This is a genomic window from Rhodococcus sp. NPDC056506 (assembly GCF_042794945.1).
Lineage (GTDB): Bacteria > Actinomycetota > Actinomycetes > Mycobacteriales > Mycobacteriaceae > Rhodococcus_F.
The window spans coordinates 44173-70096 of sequence record NZ_JBHTSW010000005.1; the positions used below are offsets into that span (position 1 = coordinate 44173).

The 25924-nt window shown below is 61.3% G+C and carries 27 protein-coding genes; 16 read left to right on the forward strand and 11 right to left on the reverse strand.

Annotated elements, in window-relative coordinates:
• The first annotated feature begins 4 nt into the window (after positions 1–4).
• The 3 genes from ACFQ6H_RS06810 (at position 5) to ACFQ6H_RS06820 (ending at position 2669) form a co-directional block, all read left to right on the forward strand.
• On the forward strand, positions 5–769 hold the full coding sequence (locus ACFQ6H_RS06810; RefSeq protein ID WP_003945543.1) for an SDR family NAD(P)-dependent oxidoreductase: 765 nt from the start codon (positions 5–7) through the stop codon (positions 767–769).
• 121 nt (positions 770–890) lie between these two features.
• Entirely contained in the window at positions 891–1556 is a 666-nt protein-coding gene (locus ACFQ6H_RS06815; RefSeq protein ID WP_378644879.1) for a hypothetical protein, read from the forward strand.
• A gap of 225 nt (positions 1557–1781) precedes the next feature.
• Positions 1782–2669: an alpha/beta fold hydrolase gene (locus ACFQ6H_RS06820; protein WP_378644882.1), complete on the forward strand. Its 888-nt coding sequence runs from the start codon at positions 1782–1784 to the stop codon at positions 2667–2669.
• A 1-nt stretch (position 2670) separates the two neighbouring features.
• Here ACFQ6H_RS06820 and ACFQ6H_RS06825 read toward each other — a convergent pair whose 3' ends face one another.
• Both ACFQ6H_RS06825 and ACFQ6H_RS06830 read right to left on the reverse strand, forming a co-directional pair.
• The gene (locus ACFQ6H_RS06825) at positions 2671–3489 is read right to left on the reverse strand and encodes a Cof-type HAD-IIB family hydrolase (protein WP_378644884.1); all 819 of its coding nucleotides are present in this window, start codon (positions 3487–3489) and stop codon (positions 2671–2673) included.
• Between the two features lie 62 nt (positions 3490–3551).
• Positions 3552–4022 carry a MarR family winged helix-turn-helix transcriptional regulator gene (locus ACFQ6H_RS06830; protein ID WP_378639468.1) on the reverse strand — a complete coding sequence of 157 codons (471 nt, stop codon included), beginning with the start codon at positions 4020–4022 and terminating at the stop codon, positions 3552–3554.
• 111 nt (positions 4023–4133) lie between these two features.
• Between ACFQ6H_RS06830 and ACFQ6H_RS06835 the strand changes: the two genes are divergently transcribed.
• Genes ACFQ6H_RS06835 through ACFQ6H_RS06845 form a run of 3 tightly spaced genes read left to right on the forward strand, consistent with a single transcriptional unit; the run spans position 4134 to position 6541 of the window.
• Positions 4134–4649 (forward strand): VOC family protein, encoded by a 516-nt coding sequence (locus tag ACFQ6H_RS06835; protein WP_378644887.1) that lies wholly within the window; start codon positions 4134–4136, stop codon positions 4647–4649.
• A gap of 37 nt (positions 4650–4686) precedes the next feature.
• Positions 4687–5475, forward strand: coding sequence for a pirin family protein (locus tag ACFQ6H_RS06840; RefSeq protein WP_378639460.1), 789 nt, complete (start codon positions 4687–4689; stop codon positions 5473–5475).
• 1 nt (position 5476) lies between these two features.
• Positions 5477–6541: a maleylacetate reductase gene (locus ACFQ6H_RS06845; RefSeq protein WP_378644890.1), complete on the forward strand. Its 1065-nt coding sequence runs from the start codon at positions 5477–5479 to the stop codon at positions 6539–6541.
• 19 nt (positions 6542–6560) lie between these two features.
• On the opposite strand, the gene ACFQ6H_RS06850 is transcribed toward ACFQ6H_RS06845, so the two are convergent.
• Positions 6561–7082 (reverse strand): Lrp/AsnC family transcriptional regulator, encoded by a 522-nt coding sequence (locus tag ACFQ6H_RS06850; protein ID WP_378644893.1) that lies wholly within the window; start codon positions 7080–7082, stop codon positions 6561–6563.
• A gap of 109 nt (positions 7083–7191) precedes the next feature.
• Between ACFQ6H_RS06850 and ald the strand changes: the two genes are divergently transcribed.
• A complete protein-coding gene (gene ald, locus ACFQ6H_RS06855; RefSeq protein WP_378546551.1) occupies positions 7192–8292 on the forward strand; it encodes an alanine dehydrogenase in 1101 nt (366 codons plus the stop codon).
• Between the two features lie 38 nt (positions 8293–8330).
• Positions 8331–9206, forward strand: a complete 876-nt coding sequence (locus tag ACFQ6H_RS06860; RefSeq protein ID WP_378546548.1) for an aldo/keto reductase — start codon at positions 8331–8333, stop codon at positions 9204–9206.
• Here the strand turns inward: ACFQ6H_RS06860 and ACFQ6H_RS06865 are convergent, their stop codons facing one another.
• The 3 genes from ACFQ6H_RS06865 to ACFQ6H_RS06875 all read right to left on the reverse strand — a co-directional run bounded on the left by ACFQ6H_RS06865 (position 9207) and on the right by ACFQ6H_RS06875 (position 11640).
• Complete coding sequence (locus ACFQ6H_RS06865; protein WP_378546545.1) at positions 9207–10457, reverse strand: NADH:flavin oxidoreductase/NADH oxidase family protein; 1251 nt, start codon at positions 10455–10457, stop codon at positions 9207–9209. It lies immediately after the preceding gene.
• Between the two features lie 31 nt (positions 10458–10488).
• The gene (locus ACFQ6H_RS06870; protein WP_378644895.1) at positions 10489–10992 is read right to left on the reverse strand and encodes an SRPBCC family protein; all 504 of its coding nucleotides are present in this window, start codon (positions 10990–10992) and stop codon (positions 10489–10491) included.
• A 72-nt stretch (positions 10993–11064) separates the two neighbouring features.
• Positions 11065–11640 carry a TetR/AcrR family transcriptional regulator gene (locus tag ACFQ6H_RS06875; RefSeq protein ID WP_378644898.1) on the reverse strand — a complete coding sequence of 192 codons (576 nt, stop codon included), beginning with the start codon at positions 11638–11640 and terminating at the stop codon, positions 11065–11067.
• 85 nt (positions 11641–11725) lie between these two features.
• Here ACFQ6H_RS06875 and ACFQ6H_RS06880 point away from each other — a divergent pair, with 85 nt between their 5' ends.
• Both ACFQ6H_RS06880 and ACFQ6H_RS06885 read left to right on the forward strand, forming a co-directional pair.
• Entirely contained in the window at positions 11726–12184 is a 459-nt protein-coding gene (locus ACFQ6H_RS06880) for a PaaI family thioesterase (protein ID WP_378448905.1), read from the forward strand.
• 227 nt (positions 12185–12411) lie between these two features.
• The gene (locus ACFQ6H_RS06885) at positions 12412–13713 is read left to right on the forward strand and encodes a TrpB-like pyridoxal phosphate-dependent enzyme (RefSeq protein ID WP_378535116.1); all 1302 of its coding nucleotides are present in this window, start codon (positions 12412–12414) and stop codon (positions 13711–13713) included.
• A 64-nt stretch (positions 13714–13777) separates the two neighbouring features.
• Here the strand turns inward: ACFQ6H_RS06885 and ACFQ6H_RS06890 are convergent, their stop codons facing one another.
• Entirely contained in the window at positions 13778–14899 is a 1122-nt protein-coding gene (locus ACFQ6H_RS06890; protein WP_378546536.1) for a CU044_5270 family protein, read from the reverse strand.
• A complete protein-coding gene (locus ACFQ6H_RS06895; protein ID WP_378644900.1) occupies positions 14899–15498 on the reverse strand; it encodes an RNA polymerase sigma factor in 600 nt (199 codons plus the stop codon). The genes ACFQ6H_RS06890 and ACFQ6H_RS06895 overlap by 1 nt, the downstream gene beginning before the upstream one ends.
• Positions 15499–15749: 251 nt before the next feature.
• Between ACFQ6H_RS06895 and ACFQ6H_RS06900 the strand changes: the two genes are divergently transcribed.
• Both ACFQ6H_RS06900 and ACFQ6H_RS06905 read left to right on the forward strand, forming a co-directional pair.
• A complete protein-coding gene (locus ACFQ6H_RS06900; protein WP_378546533.1) occupies positions 15750–17174 on the forward strand; it encodes a PQQ-binding-like beta-propeller repeat protein in 1425 nt (474 codons plus the stop codon).
• Positions 17175–17432: 258 nt separating this feature from the next.
• Positions 17433–17777 carry a hypothetical protein gene (locus ACFQ6H_RS06905; protein ID WP_378644902.1) on the forward strand — a complete coding sequence of 115 codons (345 nt, stop codon included), beginning with the start codon at positions 17433–17435 and terminating at the stop codon, positions 17775–17777.
• A gap of 40 nt (positions 17778–17817) precedes the next feature.
• On the opposite strand, the gene ACFQ6H_RS06910 is transcribed toward ACFQ6H_RS06905, so the two are convergent.
• Complete coding sequence (locus ACFQ6H_RS06910; RefSeq protein ID WP_378644905.1) at positions 17818–19035, reverse strand: PucR family transcriptional regulator; 1218 nt, start codon at positions 19033–19035, stop codon at positions 17818–17820.
• 419 nt (positions 19036–19454) lie between these two features.
• On the opposite strand from ACFQ6H_RS06910, the gene ACFQ6H_RS06915 reads away from it, so the two are divergent.
• Positions 19455–20795, forward strand: a complete 1341-nt coding sequence (locus ACFQ6H_RS06915) for an MFS transporter (RefSeq protein WP_378644908.1) — start codon at positions 19455–19457, stop codon at positions 20793–20795.
• Positions 20796–21047: 252 nt separating this feature from the next.
• Complete coding sequence (locus ACFQ6H_RS06920; protein ID WP_378535102.1) at positions 21048–22358, forward strand: NAD(P)/FAD-dependent oxidoreductase; 1311 nt, start codon at positions 21048–21050, stop codon at positions 22356–22358.
• A gap of 165 nt (positions 22359–22523) precedes the next feature.
• Here ACFQ6H_RS06920 and ACFQ6H_RS06925 read toward each other — a convergent pair whose 3' ends face one another.
• Both ACFQ6H_RS06925 and ACFQ6H_RS06930 read right to left on the reverse strand, forming a co-directional pair.
• Entirely contained in the window at positions 22524–23396 is an 873-nt protein-coding gene (locus ACFQ6H_RS06925; RefSeq protein ID WP_378644911.1) for an alpha/beta hydrolase, read from the reverse strand.
• Positions 23393–24619 (reverse strand): amidohydrolase family protein, encoded by a 1227-nt coding sequence (locus ACFQ6H_RS06930; protein WP_378644914.1) that lies wholly within the window; start codon positions 24617–24619, stop codon positions 23393–23395. The genes ACFQ6H_RS06925 and ACFQ6H_RS06930 overlap by 4 nt, the downstream gene beginning before the upstream one ends.
• A 98-nt stretch (positions 24620–24717) precedes the next feature.
• On the opposite strand from ACFQ6H_RS06930, the gene ACFQ6H_RS06935 reads away from it, so the two are divergent.
• Both ACFQ6H_RS06935 and ACFQ6H_RS06940 read left to right on the forward strand, forming a co-directional pair.
• The gene (locus ACFQ6H_RS06935) at positions 24718–25281 is read left to right on the forward strand and encodes a TetR/AcrR family transcriptional regulator (RefSeq protein WP_378644917.1); all 564 of its coding nucleotides are present in this window, start codon (positions 24718–24720) and stop codon (positions 25279–25281) included.
• Between the two features lie 250 nt (positions 25282–25531).
• Entirely contained in the window at positions 25532–25900 is a 369-nt protein-coding gene (locus tag ACFQ6H_RS06940) for a cupin domain-containing protein (protein ID WP_378546524.1), read from the forward strand.
• Positions 25901–25924: the final 24 nt, after the last annotated feature.

The following is a 25924-nucleotide window of genomic DNA, read 5'->3' on the forward strand; positions in this document are numbered from 1 at the left end:
TCTCGTGAATCGATTCGACGACAAGCGCGTCCTCATCAGCGGCGCAGGATCCGGAATCGGCCAGGCCACCGTTGCCCGCATCCTGGCAGAAGGTGGCACCGTCGTCGCCGCCGACATTTCCGAGACCGGCCTCGAACAAACGCTGAACGCAGCGAAGGACGCAGGCCATTCCGATCGCCTGACCACGGTGAAGGTCGACATCTCCAGCGAAGAGTCCGTTCGCGAACAGGTCGGCGCTGCGATCAAGGCTCTGGGCGGTCTCGACGTGTTGGTCAACGCGGCGGGCATTCTGCGCTCCGCGCACACCCACGAGATGACACTCGATTTCTGGAACACCGTCATCGGGGTCAACCTCACCGGAACGTTCCTCATGACGAGGGAGTCCCTTCCGGCGCTGCTCGAAAGTGGAGCAGGCGTCGTGGTCAACTTCAGTTCCACTTCGGCGACATTCGCCCACCCCTACATGACGGCGTACGCAGCGTCGAAGGGTGGAATCCAATCCTTCACGCACGCACTCGCTCTCGAGTACAGCAAGCAGGGCCTCCGCGCCGTGGCCGTCGCACCCGGCAGCATCGCTTCGGGCATGACGTCCGATCCCGGATTCCCGGCCGACATCGACTTCACGCTGCTCGGCAAGTTGGCCCCGGCGATCGGGGAGGGTTTCGCTCCCCCGTCTGCGGTCGCCGGCGTGATCGCGATGCTCGCTTCCGAGGACGGCTCCTTTGTCACCGGAACGGAAATCCGCATCGACGGCGGCACGCATATGTGACTACTTGCTGTGCGCCTTTATTAACCGCCCGCGGTTAATAAAGGCGCACAGCAGCGAGGCGGCATACTTGTCTGGTCGCTCGGAACCGGTCCGGCGGTACGACGTGCGGTGGGAGCCAGCGGTGAGCGAGTCAACAGGCAGTACGAACCTCGAGCCCGTGCTGATCAGTCCCGTCGTCGGCGGAATGATTCGCACGTGGTCCGAGGACGAGACCCGCCTGTGGAGTGTCGACGATCCCGAGGCGCTCGGCGCGCTGCTTGGACGCGGCACTGTTTCCCGTACTGCTCTGCCGGACAACAAGTTCCGAGAAGTTGCATTTTTCGACGACCAGATGCAGACCCTTACTGTGCAGCCGCGCTTCGCTTCCCCGGACAGCACTGCCCTCGCCGCGCCGTTCATGCTCACCGAGGCGTCGGCCCCGACCGCCGACGCTTGGGAAGATCTCGAGTCGACACTCGCCTCGATCGCGATCTCCGCTGCTGGACGCGGCGAATTCTGGCTCGCGGAACTCGGCGGGTGGGATTCTCCCCACGAGCCGAATTGCCTCTTCACGACCGTCGACGAATCGGGCCTGGCCAATGCAGTCATGGAGGCCACCCCCGCACCCGTGGGCACAGGCGTCTGGCCGGAGGTTCCGAACGGCCAAGCCGGTGTTTCGGTCTCGGCGCCAGCCTCGCAAGACACCATCGAGGCCGCCGGAATCTTCGCAGTATCAGCTATCGAGACCTGGGGCGTCACACCGTGGGACATCAACCTCACCTTCGGCAAACTGGTTGATTTCGCCTGATCAACCGCCCCGACAAGCGGCGGTGAGTTGTACGTCTCCCCTCAACCGACGGCTCACGGTTCGTCACAACACGCCCAATGGCGACGACATCGGGCCCCTCGGTGGGCATACTGAGGGAACTGGGGTTACTCCCGGTCACAAATACCCGTGGATCCGCGTCGGGGCGGGTGCGGTCCGACAACACGCGAGCAGCCACAGATACTGGCGGCTCCGAAAGGTTCAATCATGGCAACCGACCAATTACAGACGGTTGTATTGCACGGCGACCAGCTCAAGTACGTCGACCAAGGCAGTGGCCCCGTTGTGGTGCTCATTCACGGCCTGCTGGGCGCGCACTCCAACTGGGAGCCGCAGATCGAGACGCTCTCACGCCACTACCGCGTCATAGCTCCTGATCTCTTCGGACATGGTGCGTCGGACAAGCCTGCCGGCGACTACTCGCTCAGCGCTCACGCAGCCACTGTGCGCGATCTTCTCGAAGCCCTCGACATTCCGTCGGCCACCCTGGTCGGTCACTCACTCGGCGGCGGGATCGCGATGCAGACGCTCTATCTGTTCCCCGACCGCGTGGAACGGCTGTGCCTCGTGGCCAGCGGCGGACTCGGCCCCGAGGTCAGCCCACTCCTGCGCGCAGCGACTCTGCCCGGCAGCGAACTGGTACTTCCCGTCCTCGCGTCCCGGACGCTGACCGACGTGACCGACAAAGCGCTTGGACTTTTCAACAAGATCGGCCTGTTCAAGCTCGGCGCCAGCGCGAGTGAGGCTCGTAAGAGCTTTGCTTCGGTATCGGACGCGTCGACACGTCAGGCATTTCTGGCGACTGCACGATCGGTCATCAACTACAACGGCCAAACCGTCAATGCCACCCCGCATTTCGCCAACTTCAAGAACTTGCAGGCACTATTGGTGTGGGGCGAGGAAGACACCATCATCCCCAACGCCCACACCGAGAACGCTCGCGTCGAGCTACCGCTCGGGCGGGTCGAGATCTTCAAGCGCGCCGGACACTTCCCCCACCTGGACTACCCGGATCGCTTCGACCGTGTCTTCTCCGAATTCATGACGGACTGCGGCGTCGGTATCGGCACCGGGCCCAAGGCCGTCAGCAGCTGAACTAGCTCCCCGCAACCAACTCTTCGAGGTAGCTTGCCACTCCGTCCTCGTCGTTCGTAGGCAGAATTCGGTCGGCAAGTTCGATGACCTCAGCTCGGGCGTTGGCCGGCGCCAGAGCCGTTCCGGCCCAGGCCAGCATGGCAACGTCGTTGAACGCGTCACCTGCTGCCGCAACTTCCGACGCGTCGATGCCGTCGATCGCGCACAATTGCGCGAGAGCACTGGCCTTCGAGACGCCCGCCGCAGCCATTTCCATGTACGGAGCCCCGGAGTGGGTCAACTCCACACCCTCGATGCCCGCAGCGACCGCAGTTCGGTACAGGTCGGCGCTGGGAACTTCCGCATGCCGAGCCACGATCTTGACCATCGGCTCGACGTCGAGCGGCAAGGTGTCGGCCAGCACCATCTCGTGCAGGTGCCGGTGATGGTCCGCGAACTCACACAGAGCGGCGTACTCCGGCTCGGCAAAGAACTGAGTGGGTCCGACGTTCGCGAACACGACGCCTGGGACCAGTGCGCGAACTTGCTCCATAGCCGTTGCCGCCAAGGACATTTCGATCGAAACGGTGTCGACGATCTCCGGAGTACCATCGGCGAGGTCGAGAATGACAGCTCCGTTGGCACACACAGCTTTACCGCGAAATCCGCACGAGCTCGCCAACGTGTGTACCGAATGTCGAGCGCGGGCCGTCGCCCACACAACTTCGATACCCGCCAGCCGCGCGTTCTCCATGGCTTGCGCGGTGCGCGTCGAAATCGTTCGGTCGGAGCGCAGCAGGGTGCCGTCGAGGTCGGTCGCGAACATACGAATGCGGGTCACCAGACCATGATGGCAGTCCGTTCGCAGTCCTCACCAACTACATGACATTGGCCGTTGCTCTGTCAATTACCTGACTGGCCCTCGAGAAGGTGGCGGCGCATCTCACCGAACACCACACCGAGACGCTCGACATCCCGCGGACTCAGCAGATCGAACATGTTCTTTCGCACGGCGGCGACGTGGGCCGGGCTTGCCGACGCCAGTTTCTCGGCGCCCTGGTCGGTCAGCTCCGCATTGGCGCCACGCTTGTCGTCGACACACTCAACCCTGCGCACCCAACCGACGCCGACCAGTCGATTGACCGCCCTGGTCACGCCACTACGGGTTGCCATCACGGCGTCAGCGAGCTCACTCATGCGCAATTGTCGCCCGGGCGCCTCGGCCAGCGCGACCAGCAACTCGAAATCCGTGAAGGAAATATCGGAGTCGTGCACCAACTGTTGATCGAGGACGCGCTGAAGCAGGCGGGTCGAATCCAGGTACGCCCGCCAGGCAGTTTGCTCCGAGTCGGTCAACCATCGCGTTGATTCCATCACGCCAGCATATCCGAAGTAGTTGACAACGAAATCAAATGAGCTATTCTCAATGTAGTTGATCAGTCAACTAGTTGTTCGAAGAGAAGATTCAACCGAGAGGCGGGCGCCATGAGCGACGACAACGCAGTGCAGGACGACAACGCAGTGCGGTTCGAGGAACGCCGCGCCGAGATCAAGGATCGACATCTGATCCCCGCCGACAAACGACCCACATCGACCGCACGCGGTCTGCACCATACGGCCCTGATCAGCAGTGACGTCGAGCGAACCGTGAAGTTCTATCAGGATCTCCTCGGCTTCCCTCTCACCGAACTGATCGAGAACCGTGACTATCCCGGGTCTTCGCACTTCTTCTTCGACATCGGCAACGGCAACCTCCTGGCCTTCTTCGACTTCCCGGGCCTCGACGTGGGCCCGTACCAAGAGGTACTCGGCGGCCTCCACCACATCGCGATCAGCGTCGAGCCGGCCAAGTGGGCGAAGTTGCGCACCAGACTCACCGAGGCGGGCGTCGAATTGATCGAGCACAGCGAGGTTTCGTTGTACTTCCGCGATCCCGACGGCGCTCGACTCGAACTGATCGCAGATCCCCTCGGCGAGATGTACGGCAATCACGTCCTCTGAAAACTTGCTCTCCCCCACACCATTCGGAAGGCACCCCATGACCTCCACCTTGTCGCTACCGAACTTCGACGTCCGCCGATCGGGCGATCGCTTCAAGTCCAATGCGGGCTGGCTGGACTCGAAGCACTCCTTCTCGTTCAGCAATCACTACGACCCGAAGAACACTCACCACGGCCTTCTCCTGGTCAACAACGACGACATCGTCACGCCGGGAATGGGATTCGACACCCACCCGCACCAGGACATGGAGATCGTCACCTGGGTTCTGAGAGGCTCTCTCGTGCATCAGGATTCGATGGGTCATTCGGGGGTCATCTACCCCGGACTCGCCCAGCGGATGAGCGCCGGAACTGGCATCCTGCATTCCGAGAAGAACGACTCGTGGCGACTCGGTGACGTGGCCGGCAGCCATTCCGACAAGCACAGCGACCCGGTTCACTTCATCCAGATGTGGGTCATCCCCGACGAAGCTGGAATCACCCCCGGCTACGAGCAGTTGGAGATCGACGCCGAATTGCTTGCCGGTGGACTGGTTCCCGTCGCCTCGGGAATGGACGCGTACGCCGATCACTCGGCAATCCGGATCAAGAACAAGTACGCCGCGATGCACGTCGCGCGTCTGCAACCCGGACAGCCCGTGACCCTGCCGGACGCACCGTTCCTGCATGTTTTTATCGCCGACGGTCAGGCGGCCATGGAAGGCGTCGGTGTGCTCGAACAAGGTGACGCGGTACGAGTGTCCGGCGGCGGAGGCCAGCAGGTCAGTTCCGATACCGGCGCCGAGGTCATCGTCTGGGAAATGCACGCCACCGTTTCGCAGGGATGACATGAAGTCCTTCTCGTACGACGCTTCACCGGCTCGAATTGTCTTCGGCCAAGGGACGATCGGCTCGATCACCGAAGAAGTGAGACGGCTCGGCCGTAGCCGAGTGATCGTGCTGGCAAGCCGTCGACTGGACGCGCTTGCCGCCGACGTCACCGAATCTCTCGGTGACATGGCCGTCGTGCGCTTCGACGGCGCCGTGATGCACACTCCGATCGAAGTCACGACAGCCGCGCTGAAACTTGCCCAGCACCATCACGTCGACACCGTCGTCGCGATCGGCGGCGGCTCGGCAACCGGGTTGTCCAAAGCACTCGCACTGCGAGCGGGGTTCGATCAGATCATCGTTCCGACGACGTATGCGGGATCAGAAGTCACTCCGGTGTTGGGTGAAACCGAGAACGGACGCAAGACAACTCGCTCGTCACCCCGCATCAGACCCGAAACCGTCATCTACGACGTCGACCTCACTCTCGATCTGCCGCTGGACACCACCGTCACCAGCGCCGTCAACGCGATGGCTCACGCAGTTGAAGCGTTGTATTCCGCCGAATCCAATCCGATCACCGACTCGATGGCAATCGAGGCACTCTCCGGGATCGCCCGTGCTTTGCCGATCGTCGTCGATGATCGGAGAAATGTGGAAGGCCGGGCCGACCTGCTGCAATCTGCCTGGTTGGCCGGAACCTGCTTGGGCACAGTCGGCATGGGACTTCATCACAAGTTGTGCCACACCCTCGGCGGCAGCTTCGGTTTGCCGCACGCCCCCACCCACACCGTTGTCCTCACCCATGCAATGGCGTTCAACGGGCCTGCCGTCCCGGAAGTGATGTCGCGAATAGCAACCGCTCTGGGTGTATCCGATGCCGCTAGCGGCGTATTCGACCTCGTCACCGCGAGCGGCGGACCGACGTCTCTGCGAGAGGTGGGAATGAGTCACGATCAGATCGGCCGTGCGGTCGAACTCGCGACCTCCGCCGCCTATCCGAATCCGCGTGAGATCACCGCGCCGGGCCTGAGCGAACTCCTCGAGAACGCCTGGTCCGGGCGTCGCCCCACCATTTTGTGAGCACGCGGGTGAGAACGAATCAGGCAGCGCCGCCACGAGGCCTGACGTGCTCGAAGATCAGAATCGTCTCGGTCGCGGCCACCGCCGGATGGGCCGAGAGGTTGTTGACGACGAAGTCCCGCAACTGCGCTGAATCCGTCGTTGCGACGTGCAACATGTAGTCGTCGACACCGGCCACGAAATACACGTTGAGCACGGAGTCCAGCTTGGCGAAGTCGTCACCGAGTCGGTTGAGGTGCGACCTCGCGTTGGCCTGCAGTCGAACTGCGATCATCGCCTGCAGATCCATTCCGAGAGCGGCGGGGTCGATGTCCGCGTGGAATCCCCTGATCACGCCGTTGTCCACCAAGGCGCGCACGCGGCCGAGGCACGTCGACGGCGCAATTCCTGCGATCGCGGCCAGCGCATTGTTCGGAATCCTCGCGTCTTTCGCCAGCTCTTCGAGCAGAACCCGGTCGACCTCGTCCAACTTCACAGCTGCCCGAACATGCTTCGGTGAGGCAGCCGTCTGGATACTGATTTTTGAACTTTCGCGCACCATAAATACAGCATAGAGAATTATCTTCACTTCTCTTCACTATCTGGTGACGAAACTTCATGCTTGGCACCTGCCATTCGAAGAAACAACAGACTCAGTTCGGAGCCGTGTCATGAAGGTCGGAATCCCCCGCGAAATCAAAAACCACGAGTACCGCGTGGCCATCAGCCCAGCAGGCGTGCACGAACTGGTCGGCCGAGGGCACGAGGTCGTCATCGAAACGGGTGCAGGCGTCGGTTCCTCCTTCAGCGACGAGGATTTCAAGGCTGCGGGCGCACAGATCCTCGGGTCCGCGGATCAGGTCTGGGCAGACGCAGATCTGCTCCTCAAGGTCAAAGAACCTATCGCAGAGGAGTATTCGCGGCTCCGTAAGGATCAGGTGCTCTTCACCTACCTGCACCTGGCGGCGTCGAAGGAATGCACCGACGCGCTCCTGGCGTCGAAGACCACCTCCATCGCCTACGAAACCGTTGTCGGTTCCGACGGTTCACTGCCGCTCCTCGCCCCGATGAGCGAAGTAGCCGGACGCCTTGCACCGCAGGCCGGCGCCTACCACTTGATGCGTCACGGCGGCGGACGCGGAGTGCTGATGGGCGGCGTGCCGGGAGTACGTCCTGCCAAGGTCGTGGTGATCGGTGCGGGAGTCTCCGGCAAGAACGCCATCGCCGTGGCCTACGGCATGCAGGCCGACGTCACCGTTCTCGATCTGTCGATCGCGCGTCTGCGGGAAATCGACGAGCTGTACCACGGCCAGGTCAAGACCATCACGTCCAACAGCCTCGAACTGGAACAGGCAGTTCTCGACGCCGATCTCGTCATCGGCGCAGTGCTGGTCCCAGGGGCGAAGGCTCCCACTCTCGTGTCCAACAGCCTGGTCGCGCGCATGAAGCCGGGTTCGGTACTGGTCGACATCGCCATCGACCAGGGCGGCTGCTTCGAGGACTCGCACGCGACCACCCACGCCGATCCGACGTACCAGGTTCACGGTTCGGTCTTCTACTGCGTTGCGAACATGCCCGGCGCCGTTCCCCGCACATCGACGTACGCGCTCACCAACGCGACACTTCCGTACGTCGTCGCATTGGCCGACAAGGGATGGAAGGCCGCCGTCGCGACTGTTCCCGGCCTGGAATCGGGACTGAGTACACACGACGGTCTGCTCTTGTCGGACAGTGTCGCAGCAGCACATGGGTACTCGGCTGCCACGCTCTGACCCCGGCGAGGAAGGCTGGAGATCGCTAGCCTTGATCCATGAGCAATCCTGACATCACGCTGAATTCCGGAACCACGATCCCGCAACTCGGCCTCGGAGTCTGGCAGGCCACCAACGACGAAACCGAGCATGCAGTGCGGTTCGCACTCGACGAGGCCGGCTATCGGCACATCGACACTGCAGCCGCGTACGGAAACGAAGAGGGCGTCGGACGAGGTATCGCCAACTCGTCCGTCGCGCGAGAGGACATCTTCCTCACCACGAAGCTGTGGAACGCGGACCAGGGCTACGAGCCGGCGTTGAAGGCTTTCGACACCAGTATCGACAAGCTTGGCGTCGACTACGTCGACCTCTACCTGATCCACTGGCCGCTGCAGGACAACGACCGCCTTCTCCGCACTTGGGAAGCACTCGAAAAGATCGCGGAATCGGGCCGTGCCAAGGCAATCGGGGTGTGCAACTTCGAGCCGCACCATCTGCAGCTTCTTGTCGATCGCGGCGGAATGTTGCCCGCCGTCGATCAGGTGGAACTGCATCCGCACCTCACTCAACACGCGATCCGGGACAAGGCCGCCGAGCACGGGATCAAGGTCGAATCGTGGAGCCCACTCGGCGGCACCAGCAACGCAGGTTGGGGTAAGGCTTCGAAGCCCAACACGCTGCTCACCGATCCGATCATCACTCGAATCGGTGACCGCCACAGCAAGACTGCCGCACAGGTCCTCATCCGCTGGCACCTTCAGAACGGCCTGATCGTCATCCCGAAATCAGTGCACGACGCTCGGATCGCTCAGAACATCGACGTATTCGACTTCGAACTCACTGATCTCGATCTGAGCGAAATCGACACTCTCGACGACGGCACGCGCGTCGGCGCGCATCCCGATGAACTCAATATCGGTGCGCCGAGCTGATCAAGCCGCTCGTTTGGTGGGGCGAAGCGCATCGATTCCGTTTCGCCTCACCATGGTTCCGAGGGTCTTCCACCACGGACGAGCTGGATCCGGCTCGTTGCCGTCGCCCATTCTGTGCAACTGATCGGTGTGCCACTGCAAGTCGAGTGCACCGTCGAGCATCGAGATGTCGGCAACCTTCCCCAACAATTTTCGCGCTCCAAACTCGACAGTCGGGACGTTCAATCGTTCCCGATCCGATTCCAGGAGAACGCTTGCCGCGTCGGGAATGGTGATCGTCGGCCGGCCGAGGCCGATCACGTCGCACGCGCCGGAAGCGAGTGCCTCGACCATCGCCGATCGCGAGCGGAAGCCGCCCGTGACTGCCAACGGAATGTCGCCGGCGATCGCCCGGACAGTCTCGGCATATTCGAGAAAATATGCTTCTCGGTCACGAGTGCTCTGCTTCTGCGCTTTACCCATCATGGCCGGCGACTCGTAGCTGCCACCGCTGATCTCGATGAGATCCACCGACTCTTCGGTCAACGCGCGCACTACTTCTCGCGACTCGTCTTCGGAGAAGCCACCGCGCTGAAAATCAGCCGAGTTGAGTTTGACCGAGACCGCGAATCCGGGAGCAACGGTAGAGCGTATGCGCCGAACGATCTCGATCAGAAAGCGTCGGCGACGCTCGGGATCTCCACCCCACTCGTCCGTGCGCTGATTGGACAACGGCGAAAGGAACTGCGCAACAAGATAACCGTGCGCTGCGTGTATCTGCACGCCTCCGAATCCCGAGGACTCGGCGACGCGAGCGGTTTCCGCGAACCTGTTGATGATGTCTTCGATCTCGGCGGTCGAGAGTTCTCGCGGCGCAGCCATTCCCGGGATCTTCAGCGCGATCGGACTCGGGCCGACCGGGCGGCCCCTGCTGGCAATCGGGTTGGATTGTCGCCCTGGGTGGTTCAGCTGCATCCAGATCTCGGCGCCGCCGTTCTTGGCAGTCTTGGCCCAAGCCGTCAGCGCTTCGGCATCTCGATCGTCGTCGACCACGACGTTGCCCGGTTCGGCGATCTGAGATCGATCGACCATGACATTGCCGGTGATCAGCAACCCGAATCCGCCGCTGCCCCAACGACCGTACAGAGTTTCCAGTCGGGTGGACGGTCCATGTGTCCGGTCCCCCAGAGCCTCGCTGAGCGCAGCTTTCATGGTCCGATTTCGCAGTATCTGCCCACAGGGCAAAGTCAGCGATTCTCCGAGCGTGGTCATGAATGCCTCTCGCGTGAATGGGGGAAGAAGGTCAACGGCGGGGCGCAGAACCGAAGTGCCGCTTGGTATCGCGTACGAAGCTCGAGAAGATCAGTGAGTTGACCGGCAGACCGCCGCGTACCGCGAGCGACAGCTTCGGACGCGGTGAGAATGCAAAGGTCCACTGCAGTCTCGAGCCCACTGCAAGTTCGTCGACGCGGTAGTCCTCGGCAAAGGATTGGAACAGTGGAACATTCGACTGCTCGACGTAGAACGAGTGCCGACGCGTTTCGTCGTCCCAGGTGATGAACTTTTCGCGCATCTGCATCGCACCACCGCCCACCTCCGCGATTCGCCGTGTGCCGACACCGTACGGGCGAGGCGAGGTGTAGTGAACTTTCGTGAGCAGCCGGCACCACGACAACGGTTCATCCGCAGTCAGACCGGCCCAGACGTCATCCGGTTCGGCGGCGAGATCGATCGAGTACGTGAAGATATGCGGTGCCGTGTCGAAGAAATCGACACCGACCGGTTCGAGGTCGAACCAATGTGTCATCGCCCGCTCCTGCCCAATTAGCCGTTACATGAAGTTACGGATACTCGACGACCGAAGTCAACCCCCGAGCGCTCAGCTCGACCACGCTTGCGAACGCGAAAGCCCCTGCAGCGAAGCGATGACCTGTTCGAGCGGTTCGATACTTCGAGTCGTCTGGCATACAGCCACGGCACCTTCGACCGACGTGATCGTCAAATTTGCCATCGATTTTGCTTGCACTGCAGGATAACCCGCGGCTTCGAGTTGTGATTCGATCAACTTCTGCCATCCCAGCAAGACTTCAGCTGCCACTTCCGCGACCTCCGGTTCGCTGGCACGGGCCAATCCGCCGGCAATCACCGGACAGCCGATCGCGAAGTCCGAGCGCGTGAGATTGAGTCGCCAGATGTCGCCGACCGCTTCGATCACGTCGGCAGTGGAACCGGTAGCCGCAGCCGAGCTGATTCGTCTGGTGATGATCGCGCCGGCCGCGCGCACGGCTTCGACCATCAACTCGGTCTTACCGCCAGGAAAGTGGTGGTAGATCGACCCACGGGGTGCGCCGCTGTGCTTGATGACGTCGCTGAAGGACGTCGCGTCGACACCGTTGCGGCTGATCAGTTCAACCGCACTGCGAATCATGCGATCACGTGAGCTCAGCTCTGCCATGTCACAGATCCTTCGGCCGTCGGTACACCTGTCGACTCATACGCTACGTTATGTATGACGACCTACATAGTGATGGGATGAAACAATGAGTGACGAGACAACAGCGACCGTCGATCCGGCGCAGATGACAGGCCTCGAACTTCTCCGCTGGATGGGGACACAAGTCAACGATCGCCCGAGCATCGGGCGCCTCCTCGGGATGGAGATGCGCGAGGTCAACGAAGGATCCGTGAGCTTCGCTCTGACGCCGCGCGCTGATTTCAGCAATCCCCTCGGCACGGTCCACGGCGGCATCTGCGCAACGCTGCTCGACTCGGTCATGGGCTGCGCGGTACACACCATGCTTCCGGCCGGCGTCGGATATACGACCCTCGAACTCAAGCTCAACTACATCCGCACCGTGCCTCTCGACGGCGATGAACTGACCGCACACGGCAGTGTCATTCACGTGGGTGGGCGTACCGCGACCGCGGAGGGCAAGGTACTCGACAAGGACGGCAAGTTGGTGGCGCATGGAACCACGACGTGCATGATCTTTCGCTAAGCCCGACGTGAGCAGGGCGCGAGTGCCGATGTACGATCGGCTCGTGACCCTGCTCACTGCGCACCTCTGGTGGCCCGACCGCTGACGGTCAGCCGCAACTGCGTGCTGCCCGGACCGATATCGGGTGGTCCAGCAGGCTCCTCTCAGGATCCCCGATCCGGCAAATGCCGTACGCGTCGTCGCTGCGACCGCCAAGATCAGGTACCGAATCCACGAAGGAGAGTTAGTTGACCACCACCCCACTCAACCGTTCGCTCGAGCCTTTGGGCGTCTCCGTCCCGTCGAAAGTGCCGACGCACTGGTACAACTTGGCGGCCGACCTCCCCGAGCCTGTTCCCCCGCACCTGCATCCGGGCACGCGGGAGCCGCTCGGCCCCGAGGACTTGGCGCCGCTGTTCCCGATGAATCTCATTGCGCAGGAAGTCGCAACCGAGCGCTACATCGAGATCCCGGAGACGGTTCGCGAGATCTACGGCATGTGGAGGCCTTCTCCCCTGTTCCGTGCACACCGACTCGAGCGCGCTCTGGGCACACCCGCCCGTATCTACTACAAGTACGAAGGCGTGAGCCCGGTCGGTTCACACAAGCCGAATACTGCTGTCGCGCAGGCTTACTACAACGCAATCGAGGGAACCACCAAGCTCACCACCGAAACCGGTGCGGGCCAGTGGGGTGCGTCGCTGTCGTTCGCGGGCGCACTGCTCGGACTCGACGTCGAGGTGTGGCAGGTTCGCTCCTCCTTCGATTCGAAGCCGTACCGACGCATCCAGATGGAGGCGTACGGCGGAATCTGTCACCCGTCGCCTTCCGACCTGACGGAAGCCGGACGCGCACTGCTGAAGTCGCATCCAGACACCACCGGCTCACTTGGCATGGCCATCAGTGAGGCCGTCGAGGTTGCCGCGCAGGATCCGAACACGCACTACTCACTCGGTAGCGTGCTGAACCACGTCATGCTGCACCAGACCGTGATCGGTCAGGAAGCAATGGTCCAGCTCGAAGAAGCTGGCGACGCCATCCCCGACACCGTGTTCGGTTGCGCCGGTGGCGGTTCCAACCTCGCCGGACTCACCTTCCCGTTCCTGGGACGAAACCTTCGCGAAGGCACCAAGACTCGTCTGGTCGCCTGCGAGCCTTCGGCATGCCCGTCCCTCACCCAGGGCGAGTACCGCTACGACTTCGGTGACGTCGCCGGTCTGACGCCGCTGCTCAAGATGCACACTCTCGGCAAGGACTTCGTTCCCCCTGCGATCCATGCCGGCGGCCTCCGCTACCACGGTATGTCGCCGATGGTCTCGCATGCGGTCAACCTCGGACTCATGGATGCGATTGCCGTCGATCAGGACGACGCACTCCAGGCCGGTCTGATCTTCGCCCGCGCCGAAGGAATCATCCCGGCTCCGGAATCGACCCACGCAGTTGCCGGCGCCATCGCTCACGCTCGTGCCGTCACCGAACCGGAGGTGATCGTTATCGGTCTTTCGGGCAACGGTCAGTTGGATCTCCCGGCGTACTCGCCCTACGTCTGACGCCGCCGGTGTGGTGGACTCGTGTGTACGAGGCCACCACACTTCGTCACACCGAGCACGTTCTCTATTCGTATCCCAGCTCGTCGACGGACCGGACAGTGATCGAACTTGTCCCCAACACGGTACCGGGGGCTATCCAAGGATCTTCCGGAGCGGCGCCCGCGACCCGTCGTTCGCCGATGAACTCGCCGGTACCCGGATCGATGATCAAGTCGCGACGCTCGCGAACGCCGTTGAGCCCGAGTGCGATTCCGACCCGACCGTCGAGGGTGGTCTGTTCCACGGTCTCCACACCATCGATTCCGGCGATCGCGCGATACCACTGCGCTTTGACATCTGGCGGCATCATGCCGGCTCTCAGTATTTCAATCGCGATGTGGAACATCGCTTCCGGCGTCGAACCGCGCGGCGCCGTGTAGTCGCGCAACCATCGAAGCAACCCCTCGGGGTCAGCGGGCAGCGACCGATAGAAGTTGGGGTCGTCCCAGTCGTCCGGAACGCAGTTGATGTTGTCGCGATTGTCGTCGAAGAATCTGCCGCAGCGGGCACGCCATTCCCCGTTTCGGGTTTCGTCGATGTAGAGAGCTGATTCACTCTCCGGCGTCGTGCCGCCGAGCCACCGCGACTGGCCAGTTGACCGCCGCTCGAGCCATTCTTGTGTTTCGTCTGCCGGAATCCATAGCTGCGAACGGGTTTCGAGCAGGTAGGTGTAGCCGTTGCGTGGAGCGTCGGGACCTGCTTCGTAGGGAGATCCGAACTCCATCCCCTGTTGGACCCACGCGTGCTCCTCGACGAGTCGAAACGGTCCCTGTCGAGCGGAGGTCATCTCGATCGATTCGAGCGAGCGCGCGGCTTGTTGTAGGACGTGTTCGGCGGAGGCGAGTTCGATGGAAGGCACCGGCAGCGACGCACCACCCGTAGTGCCTGTCTGCTCTGCAGGTGTGAACTGCACCAGCACCGCAGCCAGGCAGACGGCCATGAGCACCGCGGCACCGGCGTAGACCGAAGCGGGCACGCGCCGCAGAGCAAACCTGCGACTGGGTACCGGCGGAGAACTTTCCGCCGCTTCCGCGTCGGCGAGGACCCGATTCCGGATCGCTGCCAACGCGTCGACGTCCGGCTTGTCGAGCGCATCGCGGAGTTCGAGCAACGTGTCGTCCAGGGGATCGGTCCGAGGATTCGGCATCAGTTCTCTCCCGAGGCTTGTTGGAGGTTTTCGGAGTCGAGCAGCAAAGTCCGCAGGCGAGTACGCGTGCGGTGCAGCCTGGACCGGACAGTGCTGGCCGGCACGGACAGGATCTCCGCGATCTCGGCCGGTTCGAGATGGGCCCAGGACGAGAGGAGGAGCACGTCGCGTTCGTCCTCGGTCAGCTCGGCGAGGGCCGACGCGATCACCTCGAGGCGACGGGACGCGTCCACCCGAGCCGTGACAAGGTCTTCCGGCGCAGTCTCGGACACGACGCGTTCGCCATGTACCCGCGCGAATGCGCGTTCGGCGCGATCCTGGGAACGAAAGTGTGCCCGGAGCAGGGTGTGGGTAATGCCGAACAGCCAAGCTCGAACGGGAGCCCGACCAGCGTCGTAGGTGGATCGACGATCGATTGCGACGGCAAAAGCCTCAGCGACGAGGTCGTCGGCGTGATGTTCGCCGGCTCGAGCGCACACGTACCGGCGAAGATCTGCGGCATGGGCGTCGAAGAGCTGAGCGAAGACCTCCGCCACGCGCGGGCCGTGCAGGTCCGGGTCCGGTGTGGCGCGATCACCGGGCGGGTTCGAAGATGTCACGGTGATACTTGGTCGGTGCGGCCCGTAGCGTCCCCGGGGTGGCGGAACGGGTAGCGATGACGACCCACGATCCGCACTTTCTCCCGAGCTTTCACCATGCGCAGCAGTCGGTCCTCAGTCTCTTGGTCGGAGACCAAACGCTACCCGGCACTGACGCGAGGTAGGCCTTGGGAGCGATCTCGCGGCCAGGATCAAGCCCGGCGGGCAGCGAAACGAACCGTTCAGTTTGCTCGATCGGTTACGGTCTTTCGATGCAGCTTCGGTTGAAGGAACACTGGAAACTGGTCGCCCTCGGGTTGGCGTTGATCGTGGCGATCGCGTTCATCGTCGTATCGGCACTCTCCGACTCCACTGAAGCGGCCTCGCCGAAGCAGAAGTCAGGCGGTCCAATCGTCGAGCAGGGCGTTGTCGACGTGGACCTCTCCGATCCTCCGCAACAAGCCTGGGAACTCGATGTCCGAACCCTCACGGATAACTCCGGCGACGTGTTGTTGTCGATGCCTTCCGGCCTCGATCGCTACTACGGCTACGGAAACACGTACCAGGTCGGTGACGTGCTGGTGGCCGCGACGGCTTATCCCCTGCCCAAGACCGACGAGTCTTCGTCGGGCCAGGGAGTCGGTGACGTCTCACTGGTCGGTGTGAATCCCGACGACGGAAGTCCGCTGTGGAAAACACGAATCGGCGGAGTCATCGGCCAGTGCAGCCAACAGAACGAGTCCACGATCATCGCGTGCTGGGGCGATCGACGAATGATCTTTGTCGATACCGCGACCGGAACTCTGTTGTCCGACCTCGGAACCGACTTCGATCTCAGTGGTGCCGCCATCACCGGAGACACTGTGTACACGTCCGGCGAGAGAGTGGACGGAACCGTTCGCACACGAATTCTTGCCAGCGGCAACACCACCGATGTGACGGCCAACTTCGTTCGCACCTTCGAACCAAGTGAAAGGTTCGGATCGGTCTACACGATCCCGAGCACCAACACGGTCATTGCGATGGAACAGGGCGATGGCGGGGACCCACAGTACCGCTATCGAATCTACGATCTGGATTCCGGCGCAGAACGATTCAGATTCGAGGGTGATTCGCTCGTCCCTGCCGGGAACGGATTGTTCCTCACCAGTGTCGGTGGCAGATCAGGCTATGTAGGAACCCAAAACCTTTTGGCTTCCGACGGATCCACGATTCGTGCGATACCGATTCCCTCTTCCTCGTCGTCGTCCTACCCGAGTAAGCCCTCGACAGCGGTGCCGATGTTTCTCGGCGACGGCGCCTACGACCCGGAGTCCGGTGACGAACTTTGGCGCAGTTCACAAATCGTCAATACCGAGATGGCCGGGACGGGAAGCGCCATTGCCGCAGTGGTAGGAAAGACAATCCTGGTCACCTCACCGGAGACCCGCACAATCTCGGGTCTCGACGTCGAGAGTGGTCGACAGCTGTGGCAGACACCCTGGCAAGACGCGTACTGGGTTCGAAACGGAGCGACCGATGGCGACCACTTCGTCTTCAGCGACTACACCGGCATGCACGCAATCCGGGCTCGCGACGGAAAGATGATGTGGTCGGTTCCCCTTCCGCCAGAAGTCGATCCGCGCGGAGTTGTCGTCTCGAATGCCGGCAAAAACGTGTCGTTCTCCTGGCAGAACCATTTCACCGTTTGGCGATAGGCCGGCAACATCACCGATACCGTGTCGTACTGACCAGCCTGCTCACCAACAAGCAAGTGGATAGACGTGCAGCAATCAACGTCCACAATCCGATCTTGCGCATTTGTTCAATATCGGGGGAACGATCTCGGACAACTGCATATATCTCCGCGACTCCAACTTCGGAAAGATCAGACCAGACCTGCAGTGAAGGGGTGCGTACACATCGCTCCGACTAAGGTGCCTGATCCACTCCAACCATAAAGGGAGCCAACGGGAATGGACGCGAAATCCTCTGTTCGCAGTCGGCAAAAAATAGTCCAGTTTGCGCGCAAACATCTGCGTACTGGAGGACCGGACTCAGACCAAATTCGTCGTCATTTCGGTTTGCAAAAACGCGCGTTCTTCACACAGCTCGACACTCATCTCGACGATTCTGCACTTTCAATGCCCGAAAAAGTTGCACTCCGCCGCATCTGCCGACAAGAAAATAGAAGATGCCCGATCAAACGTATGAACATCTCAGCAGGACAAGCCGACTCATCCCGGCCGATGAGCGACGCGCTGCCTTTCCCACCCCCTGAACCATCCCGCTTGATGATCGAAAGCCGCCAACTACGTTGAGCCGCTGGATTCTTCCGCTGTCCCTCTTCTCGGATCGGGATCATCGGAGATCCAACAGTCGCGCGACTTTCAGGCTCAAATGCAAGGCCAACCGGTCGTCGCCGTTTGCCAGGTCTGCGCGTGTTATCTCCTGAATTCGCCGCAACCGATAGTACAAGCTCCCCCGATGCACACAGAGCGCCTCGGACGTTCGCTTTACGTCACCGGCATTGTCCAAAAAGCTCTCCAGCGTCGCGAGTAGGGCCTCACTCTTGGTGTCCTCATGGCTGAGCAAGGACTGCAGCCCAGAATGAATACTGTTCTCGAGCCGATCCTCCGACAGTTCGGCCAGAAGGCCGTAGACACCGAGATCCCGATACCGCACAACATTTCCGAGCACCTTGACGACCTGGGCCACATCTGCGGAACGCCTGGACTCTTCGTAGGATTCGCGCACGTCTGCAACCGAGGTTCGCGATTCACCGATACCAACCCAACAGTCCAGGTTCTGACGCCCACTTTCAGACAAGATTCGCTTTTGGGCTGCAACGATCAGCGAGTCCAGATGGGTATGCGTCGAGCGTTCGGCCACCGATACGATGAGCAGACTGTGGTCGGGGCGGTCGAGTTGGATTGCACTGTTCCGCGGGAGCCTCCGCCGAAGCTGATCGACGCCGACGGCAACACTCAGACGATCTCTTTCGGTCAATGTCGACCGGTCGACAGGACCGAGCAACATAGTGACCACGACTGCTGGACCCGCTGCCAACAAGCCCCCCTCGGCCAACCTGTTTGCCGCGTCCTCGCGGAGCGACCGCTCGCCGGAAAGTACGTCACGAGTAAGTTCCCGCTCCCGACTTCGAGACAACTCGTCCAGTAGCTGTTCTCGGTGAAGGATCGTTGCTGCCGCGTCAGCCGTGCGCCTCAAGACCTCGGCTTGATCCTCGTCAACGTCGCCCTCCGAAGTCAACAGCCAGACGAAGCCCAGCAGCGCATTGCGGTACCGGATCGGCATCCCGACCCGGCCAAGGGTCAGCCCTAGTTCCTCGTTGACGGGAACAGCGAAGACATCAAGGGCTTCACGGCCTCCACTCGAGAAAATGAAGTCTACGATCTCACGTGAAACATTTCGCTGTAGAACGGAATTCATCCTGACGGGATCAACGGCACTGTCATGGGAGTTGTACGCGAGTAGACGGATCTGTGCATCATCGATCGCAACGGAACGGTCGAGACGGCGCCCGGTGGTGTCCACCAAATGCTGTAGTTCTCCGGCCATGGTCGAACTGTACGAGTTGCGCTCTCCTTTTTGCAACAAATGACCAAATCTATCGTCGGCATTTTGCACAAATGCCAGTGATGCAACTAACTTTCGCACCATAAGCTCGCTTCATGCCGAAGCACTCGAGACCCGGAACGTCTTCACTCGGTCTGCGACCCGGCAGACGTGGCATCGAGAGGTCGGACGTTCAGCAGCGACGAGATCTGTTGCAGCCGTGAGATTTGCAAAGTTGAGCCCGAGGCCCGCCCGGCACGAATTCCCTCTGGCAAAGTCGCCTCCGACCCGAAATCGACAATGCCCTACGTTCACCAGTTCAATGTCGGATCCCACCGACCTCTTTCAATTTCGAATACCTCGAATGACGACTGTGACGTCACAAAAACGTTGCCATTCAGCATATCCCGAGAGGAATCAGTATGACCGGCACAGCAAATGCTCCTGTAGAGCAGGAGACCACGACTTCACCGGAACGTCGATCCGCGCGCCGTAGGGCCCTGATTGCCGGCGCGACAGGCAACATCGTCGAATGGTTCGATTTCACGATCTACGGATTCACAGCCGCAGTTCTCGCGACAGTGTTCTTCCCTCCGGAGTTCGGCAGTGGCGCACTGCTTGCCACCTTCGCTCTTTACGGAGTCGCATTCTTGGCCAGACCTGCCGGCGGCATCTTCTTCGGAAGACTGGGTGACCGTCTCGGCCGACGGAGATCATTGTCCCTGGCAATCACGCTCATGGGCTGCTCGACGGCGGCTATCGGTCTCCTACCGACATACGCTTCGATCGGTGTTGCCGCACCGCTGTTGCTGCTGCTGTGCCGATTGGTTCAAGGATTCTCGGCCGGGGGCGAATACACCGGAGCTGCCACCTTCGTCGTCGAGCATGCGCCGTCCCACCGCCGAGGCTTGTACGCAGGGATAATCAGTTCTTCGTCGTTCGTCGGCAGCATCTTGGCCACGGTCACAGTCTTGTCATTCAGCTCGGTCGGCGCTGAGCACTTCGCCGACGGAGGATGGCGTTGGCCGTTCATCATCGGAGGCGTTGTCGCCATGGTGGGTCTGTTCATGAGGCTTGCCGTCGAGGAGACTCCGGCGTTCAAGGAAATGCAAGAAAACGATTCCCTTCCAACCCGCCCACTGGCAGATCTGTTCCGCAATCACTGGCGGACTCTGCTCACGTCCTTCGTGTACTTCGCCTCGCTCGGTGTCGTTACTCATATGCTGCTCGGCTACATGCCGACATTTCTGGTTCTCTCAGCCGATGTTCCGAGCACGGTTGCACTGCTGATGACAACCGGCGCTTTGGTTCTCGCAGTCCCGCTGTTCATCTTCTTCGGCGCCACAGTCGACCGAATCGGCCGGAGGCCACTCGTCAGAATCGGGATGGTGATGTCAGTTTTCGTATCGGTGCCCAGCTACATGCTCATCGGCACCGGGAATGCTTTCGCGATTGCCGTTGCCCTGGCCGCTCTGGTCGTCGCGCTCTCCTTACTTGCTTCCGCTTTGCTCGTAATTCTCGAAATGATGCCGACGCATGCGCGATTCACCGGCACGGCAATCCCTTACAACGTCGCGTATGCGCTCTTTGCGGGAACTGCGCCTCTGGTGTGCGCATCGTTGGTCAACGCCACAGGAAGCAATCTGTCGCCGGCCTTCTACGCAACCGCCATCGCTTTGATCGCGCTTCCCATTCTGTGGCGAGGGATTCCGGAAACGAAAGACCGGTCAGCCACGCAGAGCAGTTCGACGAAACATTTCTGACAATGGGCGCGCCATGGTTGCGATTTTTTGCGCAGCTGTCGATAGCGTTCCGCGTGCCGCCGAGCGAGAGTTGAGGATGACGATCTTCTGGGCCTTCAGGTGCGAAATCAGGCAAGGCAGAGCCCATTCCGAGAAGTCGGGGTGCGGCTCTCCAGAGGAGGTCGAAGCCGTCAGGCTTACCAAGAACCCAAGCTCGCCAGTCGAAGAGATGCGCTTTCGACCTGGCGAAGCCACAAGAAGGAGGGGCCGAAAGTGCCTAACAACAAGACCGACGCAGTTGTCGTCGGAGCTGGAGTAATCGGCAGCTCCATCGCTTATGAACTGGCCGCTCGAGGTTACGAAGTCCTGGTCATCGACAAGTCTGGCGGTCCGGGCTACGGCTCGACCAGTGCATCCAGTGCGGTTATCCGGTTCAACTACTCCACATTCGACGGTATGGCTGCAGCTTGGGAGTCGCTGCATTGCTGGCAAAACTGGAACGAGCATCTCAACGCGACAGTCGACGGCGCGCTTGCGAAGTTTCGGCAATGCGGAATGGCACTGCTCGACGTCGACGTCGCACCCCACGCGCGCACGATTGGATTATTCGAGAAGATCGGAATCGACTACCAGCTCTGGGACGCAACGACACTCGTCGAGAAAATTCCCGGTATCGACGCAGGTAAATACTATCCGCCCAAGCCAGTCGACTCGGAGTCATTCTTCGCAGATGCGGAAACCACGCTCGGAGCGCTGTACACACCTCAGGCGGGGTTCGTCGACGACCCGCAACTGGCCGCCGCGAATCTTGCTGCGGCAGCACGTTCGCACGGTGCGGTTTTCGCGTACAACACGCGTGTGGTGGCAGTCGAGCAGTTGTCTGACGGCATCTGGCAGTTAGGGCTCCACGACGGGGAAAGTGTGAAATCCAAGATTGTCGTCAACGCTGCCGGCCCCTGGTCGGGAGAGTTCAACAAGCTGTCGAATGTCGGGTCCGACTTCAAGGTTTCGGTTCGGCCCTTGCGTCAGGAGGTCCATCACGTCACCGCACCCACTGGGTACAACGACGACGAGATCCTCGGCCCGATGATCGCCGATTTGGATCTCGGAACCTACATGCGAGCCGAACCTGGGAACGGTTTCCTTGTCGGCGGGACCGAACCGGATTGCGATCCGCTCGAGTGGATCGACGATCCTGATACCGCGAACCCGAATCGCACTGTTGCCCGGTTCGAAGCGCAAGTTTTCCGCGCCGCCAGACGTTTCCCCAGCTTGGAAGTCCCGTCACAACCGAAAGGTATTGCCGGCGTGTACGACGCAGCATCTGATTGGACCCCGATCTACGACAAGACAGATAAACGAGGTTTCTACGTCGCCATGGGCACCAGCGGAAACCAATTCAAGAATGCGCCCATCGCCGGGCGCCTCATGTCCAGGATCATCGACCAGGTGGAAGCTGGACACGATCACGACGCTGATCCCCTGACCTATGTCGGGATGCACACCGGGCTCGAAATCGACCTCGGCGCATTCTCCCGCCTTCGGGCACCCAATGCCGAGTCGACCGGGACCGTCATGGGCTAGAAGTGTTGTCCGGCTTGGAGAATCGATAGCCTCGACAACTGAATAGACACGGCTGTGGGTGTCCACCACCTCGTGGACGCCCACAGCCGACTTCTCCTTCAACGGCGTCTACGGAAAATCGCCCGTCGAACGTGTCGGCGTGCACATCGTCGCCGGGACGAACAGCTACCGTGCATGGCATTTTTTCAAGTAGCTCAGGAACGATGCCTGCAGCCCGGTGACATGCGTCTCGTGCAACAACGCGGTCGAAACATCCTGCGACCACCCCGTGCCGTGCAACTGCTCCACGACAGCGAGAACGTTACGTGCCAGTCCGCGATAGATCGGAATGGGCCCTGTCAGTTCGGCTTCGTTCAGCGTGACGTGCAGCTGCGGCACAACTGAGCCCACGCCGCGCTCCGGCCGGGCCTCGACCAGTGTGTGGATCTGGCTGTCGGCGTTCACAACTCCGGGACTACCCGCACCGAAGGTCGCGAATGGGGGCGCGTCGCGCAGCCATGCGTAGAGGGCGAAAAGGCCTCCGTACGAGTACCCGAAGAGTCCGTGCCCGGACTCGCTGACACGTAGCTCCGACGAGTACAGGTGAGGGTGGAGTTCGTTGGTCAGGAAGTCGAGGAAGACGTCCGCGTGGGTGTCTGCCAGCTCCTCGAGGTAGGCGTCCACGTACTCCTGGGTCATTGCACCCGAGTCACGAGCAGCGGCAAGAGTAGCCGTCATTTCTTCGCCTACCGGTTCCCCGGGCGGCACGAGATCGCGGTTGCGGAGCCGTGCCCAGTTGGCGGCTTCCTCACCGGCATATCCGACACTGACCTGGATGTACGGGGCGACCGTCAGGTACGGGTCTGCCTGCGTGACGATGAGCGGGGCGGTAAGACCTACAGCCCAGTTGCCGTCCATCACGTAGATCAGCGGTAAGGGATCCGTGGAGTCCGCGTAGCCGGGGGGTGTGGTCACCCAGACGCCGTAGCTGTGCCCCGACTTCGCCGTTATTTCGAAGTACTCCGTGTCTGCAAAACATCCGTGCAGCATTGCGCTCATCGAACGTCTCCCTTGACGATATTGCCGGACTTCACGACGAGAACAGCCATCTCCGGATCGGCGAACACCTTTGCGTCTCGGAGTGGGTCTTGCTGCCAGGCAACCATGTCCGCCTGCATACCGACGCGGATCCTCCCGACAGTTTCCCCGATACCGAGAATGTCGGCATTGACGCTGGTGGCCGAAACGAGTGCATGCATCGGCGACTCCAACTCCGCGCGCAAGCGCAACTCCTCACCTCGGCGCTTTTGGTGCGGCCCGATGAGGTCCGAGCCCAGGCCGATCCTCAGGCCTGCTGCGCGAGAGACCGCGAGTGCCGAGGCCATGCGCTGACGGACTCCGGCGGCGCGGTCTCGTATTGCGGGGTCCAGGTCCATGCTCTCGGTGTCCGTCAACTGCTCGACCACAGCGAAGGTGGGGACCAGAGCCACGTCGTGCTCGCGCATCAACTGAGCAGTCTCTTCGTCGATGTCGGTGCCATGTTCCACGCACCGGACACCGGCCCGCACTGCGTTGCGAATGCCCGCATTGTTGTGCGCGTGCACCGTGACGTAGGTGCCGCGCGACGCTGCTTCTTCCACTGCCACGGAGATTTCCTCAACGGTGAACTGTGTGTCGGTGAGGCGGTCATGGCCTCCGACGACACCACCGGTGACGCACAGTTTCAGAAATGTTGCCCCTCGGCGGAACGACTCGCGCACGTTGCGTCGTAGCTCGTCGGCATTACCCGACATCAAGGACAAGGCGCAGAGCCCTGGAATGTGGTGCATGTTCCACAGCTCGGTCGGCTCCCATGCGGCCCCGTAGTAGCCGTGCCCACCGGTCTGGCACTGCACAGGACCACACGAGAGGACACGCGGACCACGCACCTTGCCGCTCGCAATAACGTCGACGACTCCGCCGTCGATGCCACCGACGTCTCGCACCGTGGTGAAGCCCGCGTCAAGGGCATGGCCCGCGGTGGCGAAGATGCCAGCAGCCAGTTCGGCTGCCGAGAGCTCAAACCCGAATTGCCTTCGGATCGGACTCGAAATGCCCAGGTGGACATGGGCATCGATGAGCCCCGGAGTCAGAAGCATGCCGTCCAAGTCAACCGTGGTCGAACCCGACGGTGCCTGTCCGATCGCGGTGACAATGCCGTCGCTCACGCACACGTCGACTTCGACCGGGTCGGTACCCGATCCATCCGCGACCATGCCGCCGGCAAACCATACGTCAGTCAAAGGGACCTCCCGAGCATTGGAAACCACTCTCCTAAACACTGGTGAATTCGATATGCGGTACCGTACTCAACAGTGGTGAACCCGTCAATGGAGGTAGCGTGAGATCGCCGGTTGGGGAGGGTCGAGAGCGACTGCTACAGGCACTGTTCGACGAGTTCGGTGAAACCGGCCCAAGCCCGAAGCTGTCGATGCGCCAAGTAGCGGAGCGACTCGGAGTGCACCACACGCTGCTGACCTATCACTTCGGATCACGACCGGGTCTCCTCAGCGCCGTGCTGTCGGAAGCTCGCCGCCGTGACAACCTCGTCATCGCCGCGATGGGCAGAGATCTCGGGTTCGCAGCCCTGTGCAGGGCGATCTGGACCTTCTACTCGAACGCCGAGCACGAAGATCGAAGCCGCACCTTTTTTCACCTGGCCGGACTTGCGGTCTACGAGCACAAAGCATTTCAAGATTTCGCCGCCGACCTCGACGATTTGGCGCACCTGCTCGAAGCGGCGGCCCTCCGCGAAGGATTCGCAGTGGTGGACGCAAAGCAGCAGAGCATCATCGCAACCGCATGTCTGCGAGGACTGCTGCTGCAGAGGTTGCTCACCCCCGACGCCGAGGTCGACGCGGCAGCCGAGCGCTTCATCACCTCGTTGACAGCGTCCACCACGTAAGCCCCTCACACACAATCGATCACCCCGTTCGAGATCACCAACGCGGGGGCGTTTCACCATGCGCTCGGGCATGTTTCGGCGCGAGATGGTTCCTTGAACCTCGGTTGAATGGTGGTCGATCGCACTTTCGACATCTGTACCAGCGAACTGTCGAAAGATGCGACAAGTGAATGTATCCCGGCTCAGCAGACACACGACATCATCGACAAGTCCGATGATTCACATGAGTTTCGAAAGTCAGGATCGAATTGTGACCGTTACCTTCCGAGCCGCAGAACTGAACAGCGCAAGCGGGATCTTTCAGCAAGCACTGCTCGGCCAACCCAGTGCAGAGCCACTCGGCGGAGACATCATCACCCGTGCAGACGTCGAGTTCACCAGCGATGACGGGCGCATTCAATCCGGAGTCTGGGAGAGCGAACCGGGAATGTCGCGGTGGGAGTTCCTCACCCGCGGCGAGATCATCACCATCGTCTCCGGCGCCATGACCGTCGAGGAGGACGACGGCGATCCCGTACATCTCATTGCCGGTACGAGTGCAATCTTCCCCATCGGATGGAAGGGTACATGGATGGTCACCGAGACCGTGCGCAAGGTGTTCGTCGTATACAACGTATGACCAAGAGAATCAGCAAGATCCGAC

Excerpts from the sequence above, each read along its gene's own strand:
- ACFQ6H_RS06820 (WP_378644882.1), top strand. The coding sequence starts at position 1,782 with ATGGCAACCGACCAATTACAGACGGTTGTATTGCACGGCGACCAGCTC.
- ACFQ6H_RS06830 (WP_378639468.1), bottom strand. The coding sequence starts at position 4,022 with ATGGAATCAACGCGATGGTTGACCGACTCGGAGCAAACTGCCTGGCGG.
- ACFQ6H_RS06835 (WP_378644887.1), top strand. The coding sequence starts at position 4,134 with ATGAGCGACGACAACGCAGTGCAGGACGACAACGCAGTGCGGTTCGAG.
- ACFQ6H_RS06840 (WP_378639460.1), top strand. The coding sequence starts at position 4,687 with ATGACCTCCACCTTGTCGCTACCGAACTTCGACGTCCGCCGATCGGGC.
- ACFQ6H_RS06845 (WP_378644890.1), top strand. The coding sequence starts at position 5,477 with ATGAAGTCCTTCTCGTACGACGCTTCACCGGCTCGAATTGTCTTCGGC.
- ACFQ6H_RS06850 (WP_378644893.1), bottom strand. The coding sequence starts at position 7,082 with ATGGTGCGCGAAAGTTCAAAAATCAGTATCCAGACGGCTGCCTCACCG.
- ald (WP_378546551.1), top strand. The coding sequence starts at position 7,192 with ATGAAGGTCGGAATCCCCCGCGAAATCAAAAACCACGAGTACCGCGTG.
- ACFQ6H_RS06860 (WP_378546548.1), top strand. The coding sequence starts at position 8,331 with ATGAGCAATCCTGACATCACGCTGAATTCCGGAACCACGATCCCGCAA.
- ACFQ6H_RS06865 (WP_378546545.1), bottom strand. The coding sequence starts at position 10,457 with ATGACCACGCTCGGAGAATCGCTGACTTTGCCCTGTGGGCAGATACTG.
- ACFQ6H_RS06870 (WP_378644895.1), bottom strand. The coding sequence starts at position 10,992 with ATGACACATTGGTTCGACCTCGAACCGGTCGGTGTCGATTTCTTCGAC.
- ACFQ6H_RS06875 (WP_378644898.1), bottom strand. The coding sequence starts at position 11,640 with ATGGCAGAGCTGAGCTCACGTGATCGCATGATTCGCAGTGCGGTTGAA.
- ACFQ6H_RS06880 (WP_378448905.1), top strand. The coding sequence starts at position 11,726 with ATGAGTGACGAGACAACAGCGACCGTCGATCCGGCGCAGATGACAGGC.
- ACFQ6H_RS06890 (WP_378546536.1), bottom strand. The coding sequence starts at position 14,899 with ATGCCGAATCCTCGGACCGATCCCCTGGACGACACGTTGCTCGAACTC.
- ACFQ6H_RS06900 (WP_378546533.1), top strand. The coding sequence starts at position 15,750 with ATGCAGCTTCGGTTGAAGGAACACTGGAAACTGGTCGCCCTCGGGTTG.
- ACFQ6H_RS06905 (WP_378644902.1), top strand. The coding sequence starts at position 17,433 with ATGGACGCGAAATCCTCTGTTCGCAGTCGGCAAAAAATAGTCCAGTTT.
- ACFQ6H_RS06910 (WP_378644905.1), bottom strand. The coding sequence starts at position 19,035 with ATGGCCGGAGAACTACAGCATTTGGTGGACACCACCGGGCGCCGTCTC.
- ACFQ6H_RS06915 (WP_378644908.1), top strand. The coding sequence starts at position 19,455 with ATGACCGGCACAGCAAATGCTCCTGTAGAGCAGGAGACCACGACTTCA.
- ACFQ6H_RS06925 (WP_378644911.1), bottom strand. The coding sequence starts at position 23,396 with ATGAGCGCAATGCTGCACGGATGTTTTGCAGACACGGAGTACTTCGAA.